We start from the raw sequence: 21134 nt of genomic DNA, 5'->3' as shown, positions 1-21134 counted from the left end.
CTCCTAGTTGTCGATGATGTGCGGGCGGTCGACCATCGCGGTGCCACCGGCGGGAGCGAGCAGGACGCGCAGGTCGGCCTTGCGTTTCACCTTGAGCTTGCGGTAGATCCGGGTCAGATGCTGCTCGACGGTGCTGACCGTGATGAACAGGCGGCAGGCGATCTCCCGGTTCGGGTACCCGAACCGGGCCAGTTCCGCGACCCGGCGTTCGGAGTCGGTCAGCACCGACAACACCGGTACGTCCGAGGTGTCGGCCCGGCGGCCGCCGATCGCTTGACGGGCCCCGGCCCCGGGTACCGGTCCGGTCGGCGGGTCGGTCGGCGGGTCGGTCGGCGGGTCGGTGGAGCCGGCGAGGGTGGCGACCGCAGCGGCCAGCGCCCGGGCCTCGTCGTCGTTGCCGAGCTGCTCGTGCACCCGGTGCAGGTCGGTCAACGCGGCGATCATCCCCAGCCGGTCACCGGCGGTCCGCAGGCAGTCGTTCGACTCCCGCAGCAGCGCGGGCCGCTGCTCGGGTGCGGCGGCGGCCGCGAGCACCCGCAGCGCGAGCCCACGCACCCGAAGGTCACCGTCGCGGCTGGCGAGCTGTTGCTTGAGCAGGTCCCGGGCGATGTCGCAGCGGCCCAGGCGGAACTGCGCCTCGGCCAGGTCGATCCGCCACAGCCCCAGGACCGGACCGTCGACGCCCCACCGGCGCATCAGCCGACCGCAGCTGTGGAAGTCGTGGGCGGCGGCCAGGACCGCGCCGGTGGCCAGTTTCAGTCGTCCGCGCGCGTGGCGGTAGCGCAGGCCCCAGATGGTGTCGTCCGCCGCGTCCGGGATCGGCTGCGCCAGCACCTGAGCCGCGGCCTCGTGCGCGCCGAGGGCGGTGTGCGCCGCGACCAGGGTGGCCAACGGGTACGCGATCAGCACGCCCCACCGCGACGCGGACAGCCGACGCAGGGCCAGTTCGACCAGGGCGACGGCGACCGCCGGCTCGCCCCGCAGCAGGGCGATCTCGGCCCGGACCGCACGCAGCAGGGCCTCCCAGGTGACCGCACCCCGCCGCTCGGCCTGAGCGATCAGCAGGTCGCAGCGGTGCACCGCCTGGTCACTGTGACCGCCGTGGGCCAGGGCCAGTAGCGCGGTCGCCACGACCTCGACGGCGACCTCGCCGAGGCGGTAGCTCTGCAGCACCTGATGGGCTGCGGCGACCGCGCCGGACCCGCCACCCTGCCACAGGGTCGCCAGGGATCTGGCGAGGTCGAGCCACGGATCATGGGGCTCCTCTGCGGCCCGTGCCGGCCAGCCCCACCGGGAACCGTGGAACCACTGGTACGCGATCCGCAGCTCGGCCTCGGTCTTGGTCTCCAGCAACCGGTGTGTCTGCGTCGTCGGGTGCAGAATCTGCTGCACCCGGTCCTGGGCACCCTGCCAGAGCGCCAGCCGCGCCATCGCCAGCAGGTCACGATCACGCAGTTCGCCCCGTGGCACCGCGGCCCACAGGGGGTCGAGGTGGGCCGCGGTCGCCGACGGGTTCACCTGCTCCAACGCACGGGCCAGGACGCTGGCCACCCCGAGCCGGGCGTCGGCGTCGTCCGCGCAGGCCAACGCCAGTTCCAGGCACCGTACGGCGTGCGCCGGGTCCTCGGTGGCAAGCGCGTGTTCGGCCGCTTCCCGCAGCACCCGTACCGCCCATGCCTCGTGCGTCGCGTCTGCGGACAGCAGATGGCGGGCGACGTCGACGGCGGAAGCGCCGCGTTCGAACAGCGTCTCGGCGACCCGGCGGTGCAGTTCGGCGCGCTGGTGCACCGTCATGTCGTGCAGGATCGCCTCGGTGGCCGCCGGATGGCGGAACCGGCCGTCCGCCACCAGACCGGCAACGGTCATTGTCCGTAGCAGCCCGGCCGCGGTGATCGTCCCGAGGCCGAGCAGCCGGCCGAGCAACGACGGCGGGCAGTGGTCGTCGAGGACGGCGAGCACGCGTGCGGCGCCGAGGAGTTGGAGTTCCCACCGGTGCACGCTCTCGACGACCGCCTGCTGGTAGCGGGGACCGACCACGGTCGGTTCCCGGCTCACGTGAGGCTGGTCCGCCGGATGGCCGGCGGCGGCCCGGCCCGTCAGGTCCCGGTCCCGGTGGTCGTCGAGCAGAGCGCTGACGAGCAGCGGGTTGCCGGCGGTGAGCCGGTGGCACGGCGCGGCGGCCCGTTCGGCGACGTCGGGGTCGAACGCCTTGGCGAACAGGCTCTCCACGCTTCGGACCGACATCGGCGCGAGACCGATCCGCTGACGACCCGGGCGGCTGATTTCCGACGCCAGCAGCGGGGTCGCGGACTGCGCGGGACTACGGGCAGTGAGCACCAGAATGCCGTGCGCATTTCTGAGTCGACGGTCGAGCGAGACGAGCACGCGCATCGACCACTGATCCGTGAATTCCGCATCGTCGACGCAGACGACCACCGGCCGATCCGCGCCGGACCCGCCACCGCCCGAATGCAGGAGCACCTTCGCGAGATCCCTGGACAGTCGCGCGCATTGGCACGAGTCGCCCGTTTCGTGATCCTGCAATTCCCATTGGCATTTCTCGCATGTGCCGATCAACCGTGTCAGCCGGTCAGCGGCCCCACCCAACCGCCCGCTCTGCACCAGTTGCTCCACGACACCCAGCGGAAGCGCGCGCTCGGGCATGGCACCTGACGCCCGCAGGATCCGCGCCCCCTCGACCGTGGCGCGCTGGGAGAACTCCTGCAGCAGGGCACTTTTCCCGCTCGCGAGTCCCCCGACCACGAGGATCGTGCCACCCCGCCCGGCTGAGGCACGGACCAGCCCGTCCCGCAGAACGCCCAGCGCCTCGTGATACTCAATGAACGCCATGCCATCCCCACGTGACCAGTACGAAGCTGATGCCGCCGGACCCGAAACCCACCGTCGATCTGGCCAAATCAGCGGAACGCGTCGATGACACCCGATCCAACCGTGTCTACAAGTGACATCAGGCGATCGAATTGGCCTGTTCCGATGTTAGCGCAGCAGGATCTTCAGTCAAGGACTGAGCGTCATGCATTTATATCGATACGATGAGTATCGATCGCCGCATCATCGGCGGACGAGACGTCCGTGGGCCCGGAATGTCGACATAACTGGCACCACAAACTGGAACCGAACCGACAATTGGCGGCCGCTGTCGCGTCCGGGACAGCATCGACGAACAGTGGACGAACGCTCAGGTCTGGGTCGGGAAGCCGAGGTTCACGCCGCCGTGGCGGGGGTCGAGCCAGCGGCTGGTCACCACCTTGCCCCGGGTGAAGAAGTGCACCCCGTCGCGGCCGTGGGCGTGGCTGTCGCCGAACAGCGACGCCTTCCAGCCGCCGAACGAGTAGTAGGCCATCGGCACCGGGATCGGCACGTTGATGCCGACCATCCCGACCTCCACCTCGTGTTGGAAGCGCCGGGCGGCACCGCCGTCGTTGGTGAAGATCGCCGTACCGTTGCCGTAGGGGTTGGCGTTGACCAGCTCCAACGCCGCGTCGTACGAGTCGACCCGCAGCACCGACAGCACCGGGCCGAAGATCTCGTCGGTGTAGACCGACATCTGCGGGGTCACCTGGTCCAGCAGGGTGGGGCCGAGCCAGAAACCGGCGTCGTCGCCGTCGACCGGCACGCCCCGGCCGTCGACGACGATCTTCGCGCCGTCAGCGGCACCGGCGGCCACGTAACCGGCGACCCGGTCGCGGTGCGCGGCGGTGATCAGCGGACCCATGTCGCAGCCGGGCCGGCGGCCGTCACCCGTACGGATCCTGCCGAGCCGTTCGACGATCCGGGCCACCAGGTCGTCGCCGACCGGCTCCACCGCCACCAGGGCGGAGATCGCCATGCACCGCTCCCCCGCCGAGCCGAAGCCGGCGTTGACCGCCGCGTCGGCGGCCAGGTCGAGGTCGGCGTCGGGCAGCACCACCATGTGGTTCTTCGCCCCGCCGAGGGCCTGGACGCGTTTGCCGGCGGCGGTGCCCCGGGTGTAGACGTGCCGGGCCACCGGGGTGGAGCCGACGAACGACACCGCCCGTACGCCCGGGTGGTCCAGCAGCGCGTCGACGGCTTCGCGGTCGCCGTGCACCACGTTGCAGACCCCGGGTGGCAGGCCGGCCTCGGTGAACCACTGCGCGAGCAGCACCGCCGCCGACGGGTCCTTCTCGGACGGTTTGACCACGACAGCGTTGCCGCAGGCCACGGCGATCGGCACGAACCACAGTGGCACCATCGCCGGGAAGTTGAACGGCGAGATGACCGCTACCACGCCGAGCGGCTGGCGCAGGCTGTACGAGTCGACCTCGGTCGAGACGTTCTCGCTAAAGTTGCCGGTGAGCAGCGTCGGGATGCCGCAGGCGTACTCGACGACCTCCAGGCCGCGTTGCACCTCGCCGGCGGCGTCGGCGAGGACCTTGCCGTGTTCGGCGGTGATCGCGGCGGCGAGTTCGTCGCGCCGGGCGTTGATGATCTCCCGGAAGGCGAACAACACGTTGGCGCGCCGCGACAGCGACACGTCGCGCCAGTCGCGGGCGGCCCGCGCCGCGACCTGCACGACCGCGTCGACCTGCGCGGCCGAGGCGAACCCGACGGTCGCGGCGACCTGCCCGGTCGCCGGGTCGAACACCTCACCGTGGCGACCGTCGCCGCCGGCTTCGATCATCGTGGTACGGGAGCCGTCGACAAAATGCGGGATCCGGTTCACGCCGTCGCCCCTTCCACAATGGCCGGCACGGCAGCGGCCGAGACCGACGCGATCGCGTCGACCAGGATCGCCAGCCCTTCGCGGGCCTCGTCCTCGGTGAGCGTCAACGGTGGCCCCATCCGTAGCACGTTGCCGTACAGGCCGCCCTTGCCGACCAGCAGCCCGCCGGCCCGGCAGGCCTCGAACACGGCGGTGGTCGCGGCCGGGTCCGGCTCGCTGGTGCCGGGGCGGACGAACTCCACGGCCAGCATCAGGCCCTTGCCCCGCACCTCGCCGACGATCGGATGGGCGGCGGCCGCCCCGGTCAGCCCGGTACGCAGCAGCTCGCCGGTGCGCGCGGCGTTGGCCTGTAGGTCGTGGTCGCGCAGGTAGTCGAGGACGGCGACGCCGGCGGCGGTGCTGACCGGGTTGCCGCCGAACGTGGAGAACGAGATCGCCGGCACGGCGTCCATGACGTCGGCGCGGCCGACGACGCCGGCCAGGGCGAAGCCGTTGCCGATGCCCTTGGCGAAGGTCAGCAGGTCCGGCACGACGCCGTGCGCCTGGTAGCCCCAGAAGTGTTCGCCGGTACGCCCCCAGCCGGTCTGCACCTCGTCGGAGATCAGCAGGATGCCGGACTCGTCGAGGACCTTCTTCCATTCGCCGAGCAGCCCGTCGGGGCCGTGTACGAAGCCGCCGACGCCCTGAATCGGTTCGGCGATCAGGCAGGCGACGTCGCCGGCGGTCTGGGTGGCGAGGACTTCGCGCAGGTCTTCGACGGCGGCGTCGAGCTGGGCGTCGGGGCCGAGCCGGGCCAGTAGGCCACGCAGCCGGTCACCGGAGTGCAGCCAGGCGACCTGCAGCGGGTTGAGCGCGCTGGCCGACCAGCTGCGGTGCCCGGTGATGCCCATCGTCGCGTACGAGCGGCCGTGGTAGCTGTTGCGCACGGCGAGGATCTGATGCGACCGGCGGTAGTTGGTGGCGGCCAGCAGCGCCGCCTCGTTGGCTTCGGTGCCGGAGTTGGTGAAGAAGACCCGGGCGTCGGCGATGCCGGACAGCGCGGCGATCCGTTCGGCCAGCTCGACCTGGTGGCGGATCAGGTACAGGGTGGAGGTGTGCACGATGCCGGTGGCGAGCTGGCGCTGCACCGCGTCGCGGATCTCCGGGATGTCGTAGCCGATCATGTTGGTCAGCACGCCGCCGAAGAAGTCCAGGTAGCTGCGGCCGTCGGCGCCGGTGACCCGGCGGCCGGAGCCGGCGACGATCTCCAGGGGTTCGGCGTAGTAGATCGGCATCCAGCTGGGCATGACGGCCCGGTGCCGGGCCAGCAGGTCGTCGGCGGTCATCTGGCGGCGCCACCCTTCCCCGGGTATGTCGGTGGGTGCACCCTCTCACCGTGGGTCGGCGTCGGCAACCGCCATCGTGTAGCGACTGGACCGGCCCGACCTGACACTTCGTCGCCCGGCGTCAGTCGCCCGAGCCGCTCGCCCCCGCGTCTGAGCCCACCTCCGCGGCCCCGTCCGACTCCATCTCCACGTCGTCACCGTCGGAGCGTTGCCGCGACGAGCGCAGCCACAGCCGTACGCCGGTCAGCGCGCTCACCACCGCGACCACGGTGATGGCGATACCCACCACCTCGGGGATGTCACTGAACGGGTAGATCCACTGCATCACCAGCCCGAAGAAGGCGACGGCGAACAGTAGACAGGCGATCATCCGGTCGCGAAGCATGCCGCTGTGTATAGCACCGGAGCCGGACGATCCTGACACGGCACCTCCCGGAACTGCGGTATCGCCCAGGTGGCGGGACCACGGCCGGGGCGGGGGGCCGGGACGGGACGGGGCGGGGGGCGTCCGCGCGGTCGGCGGCCTCCCGACGCCGGGAGGCACATATTCCGAACCGTGGATATTCCTGTGGGGAATAATCATTCCCCACAGGTATATCGGCAGGAACGACATCTGTCCGCAGCGGAGTCACCCACAGTCAGGGCCGCAGAGCCGGAAAGTCAGGCGACCCGCGACCCGGGAGCGGTGTCGCGGACGGCGGCGGCGAAGACCTCGGAGCGGTGTTCAAAGTTGCGGAAATGCCCGTAGCTGGGGGCGGCCGGGGACAGCAGCACCACCCCACCGTCCGGGGTGAGCTCGCGGGCCAACCGTACGGCCGCCGTGACGTCGGCGGCCTGCGCGGTGCGCACGCCGGGCAGCCCGGCCAGGGTGTCGAGGATCCGGGGCCCGCTGTCCGGTACGCCGATCACCGTCAACTCCGACTCGGCGAGGTGCTCACGCAGCGGCGTGTAGTCGAGCCCCCGGTCGGTGCCGCCGACGATGACGGTCAACGGGCGGCCGGTGTACGCGTCGATCGCGTGCATCGCCGAATAGGGGCTGGTCGAGATGCTGTCGTCGACGAAGGTCAGCCCCGACGGGTCGGCGATCTCGGCGAGCCGGTGCGGCAGGCCGGCGAAACCGGCGACCGCGTCGGCGATCACGTCGCGCTGCGCGACGCAGTCGACGCCGAGTGCTTCGAGCACCGTCAACGCCACGCAGAGGTTGCCTTCGTTGTGCCGGCCGGCCAGCGGCAGCGCCGCCCGCGCGAACAGCGGCTCGCCACCCCGGTGCAGGTACGGCCGGCCGTCCGCGCCGGGTGCCACGTGGTAGCCGTCGGGCAGTCCGGCGGCGGTCGCCTCGACCCCGAGCAGCCGCCGGGCGAGCCGGGGATCCGTACCGTTGTAAATGATCGTTTCCGGGCCGTGCGCGATGATGTTGAGCTTGTCGGCGTAGTAGCGTTCCTCGCTGCCGTGCGAGTCCAGGTGCTCCGGGAACAGCGACGTCAGCACGGCGATCCGGGGCGAATCGGTCAGGTCGCTGCACTGGTACGACGACAGTTCCAGCACGTACAGGTCGGCCTCGGGCATTGCCAGCAGCGGTACGCCGATGTTGCCGCCGAACGCGTTGGGCCGCCCCAGCGCGGTCAGCAGGTGGCTGATCAGGCTGGACGTGGTGGACTTGCCCTTGCTGCCGGTGACACCGACGGTCCGGGCGGCGTGGTCGGCCGTCCACAGCGCGGTACCGCCGGTGATCGGCACCCCGCGTTCGCGCAGCCGCACCACCCAGGGGTGGGTCTGCGGCACGCCCGGTGAGCGGACCACGACGTCGGCGGCGGCCAACCGGGCGAAGCCGTCCTCGCCGGTGTACAGCGGCGCGGTGCCGGTGTCCCAGTCCGCCGGGGCGGCGGTCGCACTGTCGTCGACGGCGACCAGCCCGGCCGGGGACTGGGCGGCGATCGCGGTCACCGCGGCCCGTCCCTCGCGGCCGGTGCCCCACACCGCGACGGATCGGCCACGCAGGTCAGCCAGGCGCACCGGTCATCTCCTCCACTGCGAAGCATGTCATCAGGCGCCGGATCGGGGGCGCGAACCGGGACTAGTATGTCTGGTCGGTGATCAGTGGAGGAGGTACGGGTGACCCGTGACGAGCTAGGACGTTTCACCGCGTTCACCTTCCCCACGCTGGAGTTCGACCCGGTGACCGGGGTGGCCGAGCTGGGTTACGCGCTCACCGGTGACGACGGCGCGGCGTCGACCTTCGTCGAGCGGATCACCTTCCCGATGCCCGACGGCACCCCGCCGCCGACCGGGTCGGGGTCGACGTTCCGCCGGGTGTTGGAGCTGCTGCACCTGGTCGCCGGGGTCAGCTACTACAAGGCGGCGGCCCCGCCCCGGCTGGTGGCGCCGGCGCCGCTGGGGGCCGAGGCGGTCGCGCTGGTCACCGCCGTCTACACCTCGGGCCTGGCCGAGTACGCGTACCGCAACGAGCTGCCGCACGTGCTCGACCTCGCCCCCGTCGTGCCGGACGGGGTGCCGACCCCGCCGACACCGGTGGACACCGCCGACCGGCGGCCGTTGTCGGCGGTCGGCGGCGGCAAGGACTCGATCGTCACCCTGGAGGCGCTGCGCCGGGCCGGCTTCGAGCCGGTGCCGTTCTCGGTCAACCCGAACCCGGTGATCGTGGCGGTCAACGCGGCCTCCGGGTTGCCGGCGCTGGCCGCCCGCCGAACGTTGGACCCGCGGCTGTTCGACCTCAACGCGTCCGGGGCGTACAACGGGCACATCCCGGTGACCGCGATCAACTCGCTGATCGCGGTCGGTACGGCGGTGCTGCACGGCCTCGGCCCGGTGGTGATGTCCAACGAACGGTCCGCGTCCGACCCGAACCTGATCTGGAACGGTCACGAGATCAACCACCAGTGGTCCAAGGGCGTCGAGGCCGAAGGGCTGCTGCGGGCCGCGCTGCAGGGCCACGCCGGGCTGACCGAGCCGTACTTCTCGCTGCTGCGGACCCTGTCCGAGCTGCACATCGCCAAGCTGTTCGCGGCGTCGACCGGCTACGACCCGGTGGTGACCAGCTGCAACGCGGCGTTCAAGCTGCGCGACCGCAGCGAACGCTGGTGCGGGGCGTGCCCGAAGTGCCGGTTCGTGTTCCTGGCGTTCGCGCCGTTCATGGAACGCGACCGGCTGGTCGGCATCTTCGGTGTCGACCTGCTGGCCGACCCGGCCCAGCTGGCCGGCTTCCGGGAGCTGATCGGCGTCGACGGGCACAAGCCGTTCGAGTGCGTCGGTGAGGTCGAGGAGTCCCTGGTCGCGCTACGGATGCTCGCCTCCTCGCCGCAGTGGCGCGACGCCCCGCTGGTCGGTGAGCTGATGGCGGCGGTGCCGCAGCAGGCGTGGCCGGCGGTCGACGCCTCCGACGTACTGCTGCCGGGCGGTCCGCACCACGTGCCGGCGGCGTACGCGAAGGTCCTCACCGCGCTGCTCTGACCCACCGCGCTGCTCTGACCCACCGCGCTGCGCTGACCCCGCCGGTCAGTCGGTCACGGACGCCCGCTGGGTGCCCGCTCGTCGATCAGGTGCGGCTGCCAGCAGCCGGTGCCGCAGCTTCCGGTGTGCACGGCCAGGATCCGCAGCTCGGGCAGGGCGGCGGCGAGCCGGTCGGCGGCCCGGCGCAGCTGGTCGTGGTGTTCGGCGTCGTCGACCGGGTTGCCGGCGCAGTCGGCGTGCCCGGCCAGCACCAGGGTGCCGCTGCCGTGCGCGGTACGGGAGACGCCGACCGCGTCCAGCAGCCTGGTCAGCTCCGCCGGGTCGGCGGTGGCCAGCACCCGGTCGGCGCCCGGCGCAGTGATCAGGTCGAGATGGTCCACGTCGAGCCGGTCGCGGATCCACTGCCCGAGCGGGCCGTGGATCCGCCCGTCGATGCAGGTCACCACGGTGGCGAACCGGTCCGGCACGGTCAGTACACCTCCTGCGGCAGGCGTGGTGTCCGGTCGCTGCCGTCCGGCGTACCGGCGGCCGCGTCGACGGCGTCGGCCACCTCCGGATGCAGCTGCCCGGCCTCCCGCATCGCCGGCCACAGGCCGGAGCGGGTCAGCAGGTCCCGGACCGGGCCGCGCACGGTGGCCAGGTGCAGTGCCACGCCCCGGCCGGCGAGCCGGTCACGGGCCTGCGCCAGGGTGTGTGCCCCGTCGGTGTCGGCGTCGCTGATCGCGCTGGCGTCGAGCACCACGGCGTGCAGCGACGGGCGGTCCTCGGCAAGTGCCGACAACTGGTCGGCGAGGTACTCGGCGTTGGCGAAGTACAACGGGCCGTCGATGCGCAGCACCGCCACCTGCGGGTCGGTGACCAGCCCCTGGTAGCGGGCGACGTTGCGGAACGTCCCGGTGCCGGGGACCCGGCCGAGTTCGGCGGTGTGCGGCCGGGCCGACCGGTGCAGGAACACCACGAGGCTGAACCCGACGCCGACGGCCAGCCCTGCCTCGACCCCGGCGACCAGGGTGACCAGGAACGTCAGGGCGAGGGTGACCCCGTCGGCCCGCCGGGTCCGCCAGGCCGTCCGTGCGCCCCGGTGGTCGACCAGACCGAGTACGGCGACCACGACGATCGCCCCGAGCACCGCCTTGGGCAGGTGGTGGAAGGCCGGGGTGAGCAGCAGCGCGGTGGCCGCCACGACGGCGGCGGTGACCACCGACGCGACCGGGGTACGGGCCCCGGCGGAGAAGTTGACGGCGCTGCGGGAGAATCCGCCGGCCACCGGGAAGGCGTGGAATGCGCCGGCTGCGACGTTCGCCGCGCCCACGGCGACGAGTTCGGCGTTCGGGTCGACGTGCTGGCGGGACCGGGCGGCCAGCGACTTGGCCACCGCGATGCCTTCCATGTAGGCGACCAGGGCGATCGCGACCGCCGCCGGCAGCAGGGCCCGTACGTCGGCCAGGGCGATCGACGGCAGGTCCGGCACCGGCAGCCCGCTCGGCACGTCGGCGAGGATCGGCACGCCACGGTCACCGAGGGCCAGGACGGCGCTGACCGCGGTGACGGCGGCGACGACCAGCAGCGCGCCGGGCAGCTTCGGTACGTACCGGCGCAGCAGGACCAGCCCGGCGATGCTGACCCCGGCGACCGCCACGGTCAGCAGGTGCACCGTCGGCGCGGCCTGCCAGAGGCTGGTCAGGATGCCGGGCAGGTTCTCGGCGCGCTCGGCCCGCAGCCCGAGCAGGTCCTTGACCTGGCTGGCGGCGATGACGAGCGCGGCGGCCGAGGTGAAACCGGACAGCACCGAGTGGGACATGAAGTTGACCAACGCGCCGAGGCGCAGCACACCCATCAGCACCTGGATGGCACCGACCAGCAGCGCGAGCAGGCCGGCGAGGGCAGCGAACCGGCCGGGGTCGCCGTCGGCCAGGGGCGCCAGGGCGGTGGCGGTCATCAACGCGGTGATCGCGACCGGGCCGACGGCGAGCGAGCCGGAGGTGCCGAGCAGGGCGTAGACCAGGACCGGCACGGTGGCGGCGTAGAGGCCGGTGACCGGTGGCATGCCGGCGAGGGCGGCGTACGCCATGCTCTGCGGCACCAGCATGACGGCGACGGTCAGGCCGGCGATCAGGTCGTGGCGCAGCACCTGCCGGTCGTAGCCGCGCCGCCAGCCGAGGATCGGCAGGGCCCGCGCCGGCCCGGTGCGGGCCTGGCGCGGGTACGCCGCGCCGGTCATCTCGCCGCGCCGGCCCGGCTCAGCCGGGTCAGCGACGCGTCGACGTCACAGCCGGCGCCCCGGTTGTACGGCAGCCGGGCCAGCAGCATGCCCATCGCGCAGGTGTTGGTCAGCGCGGCGACGGTCAGCCCGGCACCGATGGCACCGGCGACGTAGCGGGCCGGCGGATACCAGATGCTGGCCAGCACCGCGACCAGCACGATGGCGCCGGCGACCAGCCGCACCTGACGTTCCAGGCTCCAGCGTTGCCGGCCCCGGTTGACCGGTCCACCGGCGGAGATCCAGGCACCCATCCCGCCGGTCAGCACGGTCGCGGAGTCCAGGCCGGCACCGGCGAGCTTGCCGCAGGCCTGGTGGGCCCGGTTGCCGGACTGGCAGATCAGCAGGATCCGGCCGCCGGCGTCGGCGACGATCCGGTTCAGGTGGGCGTCGACCTGGTCGAGCGGCAGGTTGATCGCCCCGTCGATGTGGGCGGTCTCGAACTCGGCCGGGGTCCGCACGTCGACGACGAGGGTGTCCGGGTTGTCGGCGAGCAGGGCCCGGGCGGCGGGGACGTCGATGGTCGGATTGGTGGGGGGCATGGTGTCTCCAGAAAGGGGTCGGCCAGGATCAGGTGCGGTGCGGGTCTGGTGTGCGGGGTCGGTCTTTTGCGGTCGGTTTCGCGGGTCGCGCGTCAGGCGTCGACGAGGTCGGCGACGCCGGCGCCGTCGAGGACCGCCACGCGGTAGCCGGCGCGGACCAGCAGGCTGGCGGCGATGGCGGCCCGCCGGCCGGTGCCGCAGGCGACCAGGACCGGCCGCTGCGGGTCGAGGGCGGCGGGGATGCCGTCGGTGACCAGGTCGGCGAGGAAGCGTTCGACCGCACCGGACCAGCTGGCCTGCGCACGTTCGTTCGGCATCCGTACGTCGAGCAGTTGGGCGTCGGACACGGTCAGCCGCTGTCGGAAGGTGTCGATGTCGAGCAGCTCGTACCCGGGGCCGAGGTCGGCGTCGGCGGCCGGCCGGTGGACGGCCCGCACGGTGTCGAGCCCGATGCGGGCCAGCTGGACGACGGCCTCGGTGACGTCCTGGTCCGGTGCGGCGATCAGGACCAGCGGGGTGCCGTACGGCAGCAGCCAGCCGGCCCAGCTGCCGAAGTCGTCGGCGAGGGTGATCCCGACCGAGCCGGGGACCAGGCCGGCGGCCTGGGCCGTACGGGGCCGGATGTCCAGCAGCTGGGTGCCGTCGCCGGTCGGCAGCGCGGTGGCGGCGATCTCGGGCACGGTGACCGGCGGCATCGGCTCGCCGCCACGGATGTTGGCCGGCCCCATGTACTGGTAGAACGCCGGGATCGGCATCGGTGCGGCGAGCAGCCGGTCGGCGAAGGCCTCCGGGTCGCCGATGCCGAGCAGCGGGTTGGTGTCGACCTCGTCACCGATGGTGGAGGTGAACCGACCGGCGCCGGTGGTGGTGCAGAACGAGCCTTCGCCGTGGGTCGGCAGCAGTTCGACGGCCCGGGGCAGGCCGGCCAGTCGGTGCAGGGATCCGTGCTGCAGCCGGGCCAGGGTGCGGGCCCGGTCGGCGCCGAGCAGGTCGGGTCGCCCGGCGGCGGCGACGAGCAGGCTGCCGCCGGAGAAGACCGCGACCGGTTCGTCGTCGATCAGGACCACGTAGCTGGTGTGTTCCGGGGTGTGCCCGGGGGTGTGTACGGGGCGCAGGGTGAGGTTGTCGGCCTTGATGTCCTCGAGGTGGAAGGCGGGGGTGTGCCGGTAGATCGGTGCGGCCCCGGCCGGCAGGACCAGCTCGGCGCCGGTGCGCCGGGCCACCTGGGGGCCACCGGAGACGTAGTCGTTGTGCAGGTGCGTTTCCAGGACGAACCGGAGGTCGACGTCGCGTTCGGCCGCGGCGTCGAGGAACCGGTCGATGTCACGTTGCGGGTCGACCAGCACCCCTTTGCCCTCGTGGATCAGGAGGTAGGACTGGTCGCCGAGGCCTGGGGTACGGAAAGAAACGAGTTCCACTTGGCGCTCCTCACGCTCTCGACATATACCCCTGGGGGTATCGCTTCTCCAGTATGTTCGGATGACCGGGCCACCGCAAGGCATACCCCTGGGTGTATCTTGGAAACCTGAGTGGGAGGAGCAGCCGATGCAGGTCGAGGAGCAGACGACCGTCGAGGTCGTCAAGCGGCTACGGCGGGCCGAGGGTCAGATCCGGGGCATCATCGCGATGCTGGAGTCCGGTCGCGACTGCGCCGAGGTGGTCACCCAGCTCGCCGCCGTCTCCCGGGCGCTCGACCGGGCGGGGTTCAAGGTCATCGCGAGCGGGCTCGAACAGTGCATGGACCCCGACGCCGACGCGACCGACCGCAAGGCCAACCTCGAACAGATGGAGAAGCTGTTCCTCTCCCTGGCCTGACGGCTCTCTGCCGCCTGGCCGGACGGCTGCGTGCGGCAGGTGTCGAGGTGGGGCGGCCCCGGGGGCTCCGCCGGTCCAGGTTCGGGCCGGCGGAGCCCCCGGTGCGCGGGATCAGGATCCGCCCCGGTCCGGTCGGGTGGCCAGATACCAGTCGGTCAGCTTGACCGTGTCGTCGGCCAACCGGTCGTCCAGGTCGGACTCGGTCCGTGGCGCACCGAGCAACACGTCCTCCCCGGGGCGCCAGTTGGCCGGGCAGGACACACCGTCCCGGTCCGAGGTCTGCAGCGCGTCGATCAGCCGCAGGATCTCCGGGATCATCCGACCCGCGTTCATCGGGTAGTAGAGCACTGCCCGGACCACCTGCTCGGGGTCGATGACGAAGACCGCCCGGACCGCCGCCGTACCGGAGGTGTTCGGGTGCAGCATCCCGTACGCGTGGGACACCGCCATGTCCAGGTCGGCGATGATCGGAAACGGGATCCGCACGCCCAGTTTCTCGTGGATCGACCGGGTCCAGGCAAGGTGGCTGAAGACCGAGTCCACCGAGTTGCCGAGCAGCGCCACGTTCCGGGCGGCGAACTCGTCGGCCAGTTCGGCGAAGCCGACGAACTCGGTGGTGCAGACCGGGGTGAAGTCGGCCGGATGGCTGAACAGCACCAGCCAACGGCCGGTGTAGTCGGCCAGCCGGACCGGACCGTGGGTGCTCTCCGCCGCGAAGTCCGGCGCCTGGTCGCCGATCAACGGCAGCCGCCGGGTCGGCTCCGGTACGGCGGTGCTGGTCGTGTCCGTGGTCATGATGATCCTTTCAGCGAGTCGGGTGTGGATCGGGTGCTCAGGCGGCACCGACCGGCTGACGCGACGCCTGCCACGCCTGGTAGCCGCCGAGCAGATCGGAGACGTCCGGGTGACCGGCGGCCCGCAGCACACTGGCCGCCACCGAGGAGCGGTAACCGCCGGCGCAGTGCACCACCACCGGCCGGTCGGTCGGCACCTCGTCGATGCGCCGGGCCAGCTCGGCCAGCGGGATGTGCAGCGCGCCGTCGACGACCCCGGCGGAGCGCTCCCCGGCGTTGCGCACGTCGAGCACCACCGGCGGACGCGCGCCGGCGCGCGCGGCCGCCAGCTGCGCCACGGTCAGCCGGCTCGCCCGGGTCAACTGGTCGATCATCTGCAGGAACGCCTGCTCAGGCTCGCGCAGGTAGCCGGCGACGGTGTCGAAGCCGATCCGGGCCAGCCGGGTGACGATCTCCTCCTCCCGGTCCTGCGGGGCGACCACCAGGATCTGCGTACCGGGGGTGAGCACACTGCCGGCGGTCTCGGCGAACCGGCCGTCGGCGGGGACGTTGAGCGCACCCCGCAGGTGGCCGGCGGCGTACTCCTGCGGGTCGCGGGCGTCGACCACGACGGCGCCGGCGGCCTGGCCGGCGGCGAACTCCGCCGGACTCAGCGGCGTGGGCGCGGCGGTGACGTCGAACAGGGCGTGGTCCTGGCGGTTCAGTACGGCGTCGTAGCCGAAGTACGCTGGCGCGGCGGGCTGCCCGGCGGTGACGATCGCCAGGAACCGCGCGGCGTCCATCGGGGCGCACGCGTAGTTGGTGGCCCGCTGCTCGCCGATGGTCGACGAGCGCTCGGTGGACAGGTTCTTGCCGCAGGCCGACCCCGCGCCGTGGGCCGGGAAGACCCGCACCGGGTCCGGCAGGGCCATCAGCTTGTGCTGAACGCTGTCGTAGAGCATCCGGCCCAGCTCCTCGGCGGTGACGCCGAAGGAGGCGAGCAGGTCCGGGCGACCGACGTCGCCGATGAACAGCGCGTCGCCGGTGAGCACCCCGTACGCGACCGGGTCGGTGGCGTGTTCGTAGACCAGGATGCTGATCGACTCCGGAGTGTGTCCCGGGGTCTCCATGATCTCCAGGGTCACGTCGCCCAGGCTGATCCGTTCGCCGTCGGCCAGCTTGCGGATCGGGTAGTCGGCCTCGGCTCGCTGGCCGTACCCGATCCACGCGCCGGTGCGCGCGGCGAGCTCCAGGTGGCCGGCGATGAAGTCGGCGTGGAAGTGGGTGTTGACGACGCCCTCGATGGTGAACCCGTGCGCCTGCGCGTCGGCCAGGTACTCGCTGACGTCGCGGCGGGGGTCGACCACCACAGCGCGTTTCGTCGACTCGTCGGCGATGAGGTAGGACGCCTGGGACAGGCAGTCCAGGTAGTACTGGGCGAAGAACATCGAGACCTCCTGATCGCGGAAGCGGAGCGGGCTACGCTCCCCACCATATACCCCCGGGGGTATATGTCGACCAGTCATGGGTCCCGGACGGGTAGGACCTTCGGCCCGGATCAGGCCGACCGGCGGACCAGGGTCAGACCAGCGGGCGCGCCTGGACCGCCTCCCACGCCAGCAACGCCACGTGCAGCGACAGGCACACCTGCACCGACTCCAGGTCGGCGTCGAGAATCCGCCCCAGCCGGGTCAACCGTTCATAGAAGGCCGGCCGGGACAGGTGCACCGCCGCAGCCGCCGCCGACTTGTTGCGGCCATGCTCCAGGTACGCGCGCAACGTCGCCAGCAGCTGCTCCCGAGGATGCCGCGCCTCGTACGCCAGCAGCGCACCCAGCTCCCGCTCGACGAACACCTGCAATCGGGGTTCCTCCCGCAACAGGTGCAGCAGCCCGGCAAGGCCGACGTCCGGCAGCCGCAGCACCTGGTCGGCCCGCCGGTCCCGCCGCCCCGCCTCGGCCACCTGCCGGGCCTCCACCAACGTACGGCGGGCCTCCCGGATGCCGTCGACCCCGCTGCCGGCCGCCACCACCACCGGCGCCGGCTCCGAACGGCGCAACCGGCGCAACGCCCCCAGGAAGTCGTCCAGCGCGGTGTCGGCGAGCGCTGCCGTGCGTACCGCCAGCAGCACGCCGACGGCGTGGTCGTCCAACGGGCTGGTCAGCCCGGCCAGCCCGGCCTCGCGCACCGCGAGGCCGACCGACTCGGCGAGGTCACGCAGCCGGGCCTGGACCGCCTCGGCGGCGGCGACCGACGCCGGTCTGGCGACGAGCCCCGACCCCGACCCGGCGCCCGCGACCGACCCGGCGGCCGGGTCGGGGTCACGGAACCGGACGACCAGCCCGACCAGGTGACGGCGGTCCAGGTCGACGCCGAGCGCCCGGGCCCGTACGGCCACCTCGTCGGCCGGCTGCGAGCCGTCCAGCAGGGCGGTCAGCAACGTACGGTGGATCTGCCGCTCCAGACCGTCGGCGTCGCGGCGGATCAGCCGCCCCAACGCCAACGTCGACGCCGCCCGCTCCAGCAGGATGGACAGCCGCGTCGGCGGCCCACCAGCCCCGGCGGGCCAGCTTGCCCCGTCCGGCCCGCCAGCTGCGTCCGGGCCCGTGCCGGGACAGCGCAGCAGCAGCCGACCCCAGTCCTGACCCCGCGCGCCGACCATGGTCACCAGCCAGCCGGTGTCGGCGTGGTACGCCGTCCGCCCCGCCGGCTGGATCCGCCGCGAATGCTGCTCCCAGCCGTCGAGCAGCAACCGGGCGTTCTCCCCCGCGCTGTGGTATGCCAGCACCCGCCGGGCCAGGTTCTCCAGCACCACCGGGGCACCGGCCAGCTCCGCCGCCTGCCGGACCACCTCGGCGGCCTCCGCGCCCTCGACCGACAGTTCGGTGAACCGCTGGTGGATCTCCTCGGTGGCCCGCAGCTGCGCCAACTGGGCATCCACGATCAGCGCGTGCACCGCCTCGGTGATCAGCACGAACGGCGTCGCCCGGCGCAGCTCGACCAGCGGCAGCCCGTGCCGTGCGGCAGCGGCGACCATCACCTTGGGCACCCCGCCGTGGTAGCGGCGCCCCAGCTCGACCACCAGTCCGGCGACGCCGACCTCGGCCAGCTCGGCGACGAAGGCGCGCAGCCCCGCGTCGTCGGCCGGCAACCCGATACCGGTGGTGAGCACCAGCTCACCACCGCGCAACAGGCTGGCGATGTCCGGCACCTCGGTCACGTGCACCCAGCGGACCAGCCGGTTCAGGCGTTCCTCGGCCGCCACCACCCGGGGGCCGCCGTGCCGGACCGGTTCCAGAGCCAGCACCTCGCCGACGGTAGGGAACACCCGCATGACGGTACCTGGGGCACCGGGCACAATCTCCGGTGTGCCAGTAGCGGAGATCACCGACGCCGACGACGACCGGATAGCCGACTACCGGGCGCTGACCGACGTCGAGCTGCGGACCCGGTGGGAGCCGCCGAACGGACTGTTCATCGCCGAAGGCGAACTGGTCATCGGGCGGGCCCTGCGGGCCGGATACCGACCACGGTCGGTGCTGGTCGACGCCAAGCGCCTCGACCAGCTGGCCGAACTGCCGGAGGAGACGCCGGTCTACGCGGCGACCCCGGCGGTGCTGGAGTCGATCACCGGTTTCCACGTGCACCGGGGGGTGCTGGCCTCGTTCCACCGCCGTCCGCTGCCCACGCTCGACGAGATGCTCGCCGCTGCCCGCCGGCTGGTGGTCTGTGAAGGCATCAACACGCACACCAACCTCGGCGCGCTGTTCCGCAGCGCGGCGGCGCTCGGGATGGACGCGGTGGTGCTCTCCCCGACCTGCGCGGATCCGCTGTACCGGCGGTCGGTACGGGTCAGCATGGGTGAGGTCTTCGCGGTGCCGTACGCCCGGGCGACAGCCTGGCCGGCGGCTCTGGTCACCATCCGTACCGCCGGGTTCCACCTGCTCGCGATGACGCCGGCACCTGACGCGGTGGCGGTGCAGCGGCTCGACGCCGCCGCGCGGGCCCGCCCGGCCCTGCTGCTCGGCGCGGAAGGGCCGGGGCTGAGTACGGCGGCGATCCAGGCCGCCGACGTACGGGTGGCCGTGCCGATGCGGCGCGGAGTCGACTCGCTCAACGTGGCCACGGCGGCGGCAGTGGCGTTCTGGGAGCTGTGCCGCGACGACCCGCCCTGACCGACCCGCCCTGACCGACTCCTCTGACCGGTCCCCGGGCGGTCAGTCCCGGGCCGGCGCGCTCGGGGCCGCCTGCACGCTCGGCACCATCCGCCCGGCCGACCAGGCCAGGCCGATGCCGGCGGTCAACGCGAAGACCGCTCCGACGGTCTGCAGCGGGCCGGAGAACAGCCCGATGAAGCCGAGCAGCGGCGACGCCACGATCAGCAGCCAGCCGTCGAGCCGGTTGAACAGCTCCGACCGTAGTACGGCGGCGCCGGCCAGGAACCAGCCCAGGCTGTAGAGCGCGGCGCCGACCAGGGCCAGCGACCGGGCCGAGGTGCCGTAGACCACGGTGCCGTCGGGCAGTCCGGCGAACGGGACCATCAGCGCCGCGCCGGCCAGCCCGGTCAGCAGCGCGGCCACCGCCGTGCCACGGCTGCGGGCCGCGGCGTGGATGCCGGCGATCGCGACGAGCGCGACCAGGCCGAGCCAGCTCGCCACCACCCAGGCGATCAGGTACGCGGGTCGCCCGTCGACCAGGTCCGGGGCCGGGTTGCCGCCACGTAGGCCGCTGAGGCTGCTCACCGCGAAGGCGACGGCGTACAGCGGCAACGCCCAGATGGCCACCCGGGTGAACCGGCGTACCGACCAGGCCCAGGCGGCGTTGGTGGCCGGCCCGGCGGGCGCGTGCTCCGGTGCGGCGGCCGCGACCACGGCGATCCCGGCGTCGCTGCGGGAGACGACCCGCATCGGTCCCGACCGGTTGGCCGCGGCGGCACTGGTCCGTGGTCGGGTGTTCCTGACGGCGCGCGTCATGGTGTCGTCGTCCTCCCGCGCTGCCGGGGCCCGTGCGGGCCTCGGCATGATCGGCACTGACGGCCTGATCGTGTCAGCCACGCCGGTCATGTATGTGGGAGTTGTTCGGATTTCCACCGGTCGACGCGCACCAGTTCAGCCGCGTTCGGCCTCCGGCCGGGCGCGGCTGGCGTCGAACTGGTCGAGCAGTTCGGACGCGGGCACCGGCTCCGGCGCGGGCAGCCCGGCCGGTCGGGCGGCGCCTCCGCTGCTGACCTGCTCGGCGGCGCGGACCTCGTCGTTGACCCGCTGCGCCTCGGCGGCCGCCGCCTCGGCCGCCTCGGCGGCCTCCCGCTCCACGGCGGAGGAGTCGACCTGCTGCGACGGCGCGTCGCCGACCATCTGACTGAGCCCGCCGAGCGCACCACCGAGGCCTTCGAGCGCCTTGGTCAGCTCGGCCGGCACGATCCACACCTTGTTGGCCTGGCCGTTGGCGATCTGCGGCAACGCCTGCAGGTACTGGTAGGCGAGCACCTTCTGACTCGGGTTCGCCTGGTGGATGGCGTCGAAGACGGTACGGATCGCCTTGGCCTGCCCCTCGGCCTGCAGGATCCGGGCCTGCCGGTCACCGTCGGCGCGCAGCACCGAGGCCTGCTTCTCGCCCTCTGCGGAGAGGATCTGCGACTGCTTGTGTCCCTCGGCGGTGAGAATCGCGGCGCGGCGGTCCCGCTCGGCGCGCATCTGCTTCTCCATCGAGTCGCGGATGCTCGGCGGCGGCTCGATCGCCTTGATCTCCACCCGGGTGACCTTGATGCCCCACCGGCCGGTGGTCTCGTCGAGGACCCCGGACAGATGCCGGTTGATCTCCTCCCGGCTCGTCAGGGCCCGCTCCAGGTCGAGCGAACCGATCACGTTGCGCAACGTGGTGACGGTGAGCTGCTCGATGGCCTGCAGGAAGTTGGCGATCTCGTAGGTGGCGGCGCGCGGCTCGACCACCTTGAAGTACAGGACAGTGTCGATCGACACCACCAGGTTGTCGGAGGTGATCACCGGCTGCGGCGGGAAGCTGACCACCTGCTCGCGCATGTCGACCTTGGCGCGGACCGTGTCGACGAACGGGACCAGCAGGTTCAGACCGGGTGTCATGGTGCGTTGGTAACGCCCGAGGCGTTCGACCACGTCCATCCGCTGTTGTGGCACGATCCGGACGGCCCGGATCAGCGTGACAACTGTGATCAGGGCGATTGCCCCGACCAGTACCGCGATCGCTATGTCCATCGTCGCTCACCCTCTTC

18 protein-coding genes are annotated in these 21134 nt (G+C 72.4%); 4 read left to right on the top strand and 14 right to left on the bottom strand.

Annotation, left to right across the window (positions count from 1 at the left end):
- Positions 1–3: 3 nt before the first annotated feature.
- Positions 4–2244: a LuxR C-terminal-related transcriptional regulator gene (locus tag ACN28F_RS29445; RefSeq protein ID WP_421360747.1), complete on the bottom strand. Its 2241-nt coding sequence runs from the start codon at positions 2242–2244 to the stop codon at positions 4–6.
- A 102-nt stretch (positions 2245–2346) separates the two neighbouring features.
- Between ACN28F_RS29445 and ACN28F_RS29440 the strand changes: the two genes are divergently transcribed.
- A complete protein-coding gene (locus ACN28F_RS29440; protein ID WP_289205695.1) occupies positions 2347–2673 on the top strand; it encodes a hypothetical protein in 327 nt (108 codons plus the stop codon).
- A 526-nt stretch (positions 2674–3199) separates the two neighbouring features.
- Here the strand turns inward: ACN28F_RS29440 and ACN28F_RS29435 are convergent.
- The 4 genes from ACN28F_RS29435 to murD all read right to left on the bottom strand — a co-directional run bounded on the left by ACN28F_RS29435 (position 3200) and on the right by murD (position 8043).
- Positions 3200–4705 carry a CoA-acylating methylmalonate-semialdehyde dehydrogenase gene (locus ACN28F_RS29435; RefSeq protein ID WP_421360745.1) on the bottom strand — a complete coding sequence of 502 codons (1506 nt, stop codon included), beginning with the start codon at positions 4703–4705 and terminating at the stop codon, positions 3200–3202.
- Positions 4702–6030 carry an aspartate aminotransferase family protein gene (locus ACN28F_RS29430; RefSeq protein ID WP_421360744.1) on the bottom strand — a complete coding sequence of 443 codons (1329 nt, stop codon included), beginning with the start codon at positions 6028–6030 and terminating at the stop codon, positions 4702–4704. Before ACN28F_RS29430 ends, ACN28F_RS29435 begins: the two co-directional genes overlap by 4 nt.
- A gap of 121 nt (positions 6031–6151) precedes the next feature.
- On the bottom strand, positions 6152–6415 hold the full coding sequence (locus tag ACN28F_RS29425; RefSeq protein WP_289205693.1) for a hypothetical protein: 264 nt from the start codon (positions 6413–6415) through the stop codon (positions 6152–6154).
- 275 nt (positions 6416–6690) lie between these two features.
- Positions 6691–8043 carry a UDP-N-acetylmuramoyl-L-alanine--D-glutamate ligase gene (gene murD / locus ACN28F_RS29420; protein WP_421360742.1) on the bottom strand — a complete coding sequence of 451 codons (1353 nt, stop codon included), beginning with the start codon at positions 8041–8043 and terminating at the stop codon, positions 6691–6693.
- A 99-nt stretch (positions 8044–8142) separates the two neighbouring features.
- On the opposite strand from murD, the gene ACN28F_RS29415 reads away from it, so the two are divergent.
- Positions 8143–9498 (top strand): hypothetical protein, encoded by a 1356-nt coding sequence (locus ACN28F_RS29415; protein ID WP_289205691.1) that lies wholly within the window; start codon positions 8143–8145, stop codon positions 9496–9498.
- Positions 9499–9551: 53 nt separating this feature from the next.
- Here the strand turns inward: ACN28F_RS29415 and ACN28F_RS29410 are convergent, their stop codons facing one another.
- From ACN28F_RS29410 to ACN28F_RS29395, 4 genes are all read right to left on the bottom strand, one after another.
- Positions 9552–9965, bottom strand: coding sequence for a carbonic anhydrase (locus ACN28F_RS29410; protein WP_289205690.1), 414 nt, complete (start codon positions 9963–9965; stop codon positions 9552–9554).
- A gap of 2 nt (positions 9966–9967) precedes the next feature.
- On the bottom strand, positions 9968–11719 hold the full coding sequence (locus tag ACN28F_RS29405; RefSeq protein WP_421360739.1) for a SulP family inorganic anion transporter: 1752 nt from the start codon (positions 11717–11719) through the stop codon (positions 9968–9970).
- Complete coding sequence (locus ACN28F_RS29400; protein WP_289205688.1) at positions 11716–12300, bottom strand: rhodanese-like domain-containing protein; 585 nt, start codon at positions 12298–12300, stop codon at positions 11716–11718. Before ACN28F_RS29400 ends, ACN28F_RS29405 begins: the two co-directional genes overlap by 4 nt.
- A 92-nt stretch (positions 12301–12392) precedes the next feature.
- Positions 12393–13718: an MBL fold metallo-hydrolase gene (locus tag ACN28F_RS29395; RefSeq protein ID WP_289205687.1), complete on the bottom strand. Its 1326-nt coding sequence runs from the start codon at positions 13716–13718 to the stop codon at positions 12393–12395.
- Positions 13719–13845: 127 nt separating this feature from the next.
- Here ACN28F_RS29395 and ACN28F_RS29390 point away from each other — a divergent pair, with 127 nt between their 5' ends.
- A complete protein-coding gene (locus ACN28F_RS29390) occupies positions 13846–14115 on the top strand; it encodes a metal-sensitive transcriptional regulator (RefSeq protein ID WP_289205686.1) in 270 nt (89 codons plus the stop codon).
- Positions 14116–14226: 111 nt separating this feature from the next.
- Here ACN28F_RS29390 and ACN28F_RS29385 read toward each other — a convergent pair whose 3' ends face one another.
- The 3 genes from ACN28F_RS29385 to ACN28F_RS29375 all read right to left on the bottom strand — a co-directional run bounded on the left by ACN28F_RS29385 (position 14227) and on the right by ACN28F_RS29375 (position 18221).
- Positions 14227–14910: a peroxiredoxin gene (locus ACN28F_RS29385; protein WP_421360736.1), complete on the bottom strand. Its 684-nt coding sequence runs from the start codon at positions 14908–14910 to the stop codon at positions 14227–14229.
- A 37-nt stretch (positions 14911–14947) separates the two neighbouring features.
- A complete protein-coding gene (locus ACN28F_RS29380; RefSeq protein ID WP_289205684.1) occupies positions 14948–16336 on the bottom strand; it encodes an MBL fold metallo-hydrolase in 1389 nt (462 codons plus the stop codon).
- A gap of 133 nt (positions 16337–16469) precedes the next feature.
- Positions 16470–18221: a PucR family transcriptional regulator gene (locus ACN28F_RS29375; RefSeq protein WP_421360734.1), complete on the bottom strand. Its 1752-nt coding sequence runs from the start codon at positions 18219–18221 to the stop codon at positions 16470–16472.
- Between the two features lie 34 nt (positions 18222–18255).
- Here ACN28F_RS29375 and ACN28F_RS29370 point away from each other — a divergent pair, with 34 nt between their 5' ends.
- Positions 18256–19062, top strand: a complete 807-nt coding sequence (locus ACN28F_RS29370; protein ID WP_421360732.1) for a TrmH family RNA methyltransferase — start codon at positions 18256–18258, stop codon at positions 19060–19062.
- Positions 19063–19104: 42 nt separating this feature from the next.
- On the opposite strand, the gene ACN28F_RS29365 is transcribed toward ACN28F_RS29370, so the two are convergent.
- A complete protein-coding gene (locus ACN28F_RS29365; protein ID WP_289205681.1) occupies positions 19105–19860 on the bottom strand; it encodes a hypothetical protein in 756 nt (251 codons plus the stop codon).
- A gap of 135 nt (positions 19861–19995) precedes the next feature.
- On the bottom strand, positions 19996–21117 hold the full coding sequence (locus tag ACN28F_RS29360; protein ID WP_421360730.1) for an SPFH domain-containing protein: 1122 nt from the start codon (positions 21115–21117) through the stop codon (positions 19996–19998).
- Between the last annotated feature and the right edge of the window lie 17 nt (positions 21118–21134).

This window comes from Solwaraspora sp. WMMA2101, assembly GCF_049179175.1.
GTDB lineage: Bacteria > Actinomycetota > Actinomycetes > Mycobacteriales > Micromonosporaceae > Micromonospora_E.
Note: the sequence above shows the minus strand (reverse complement) of the source record. Positions and strands in the feature narration are given on the sequence as shown.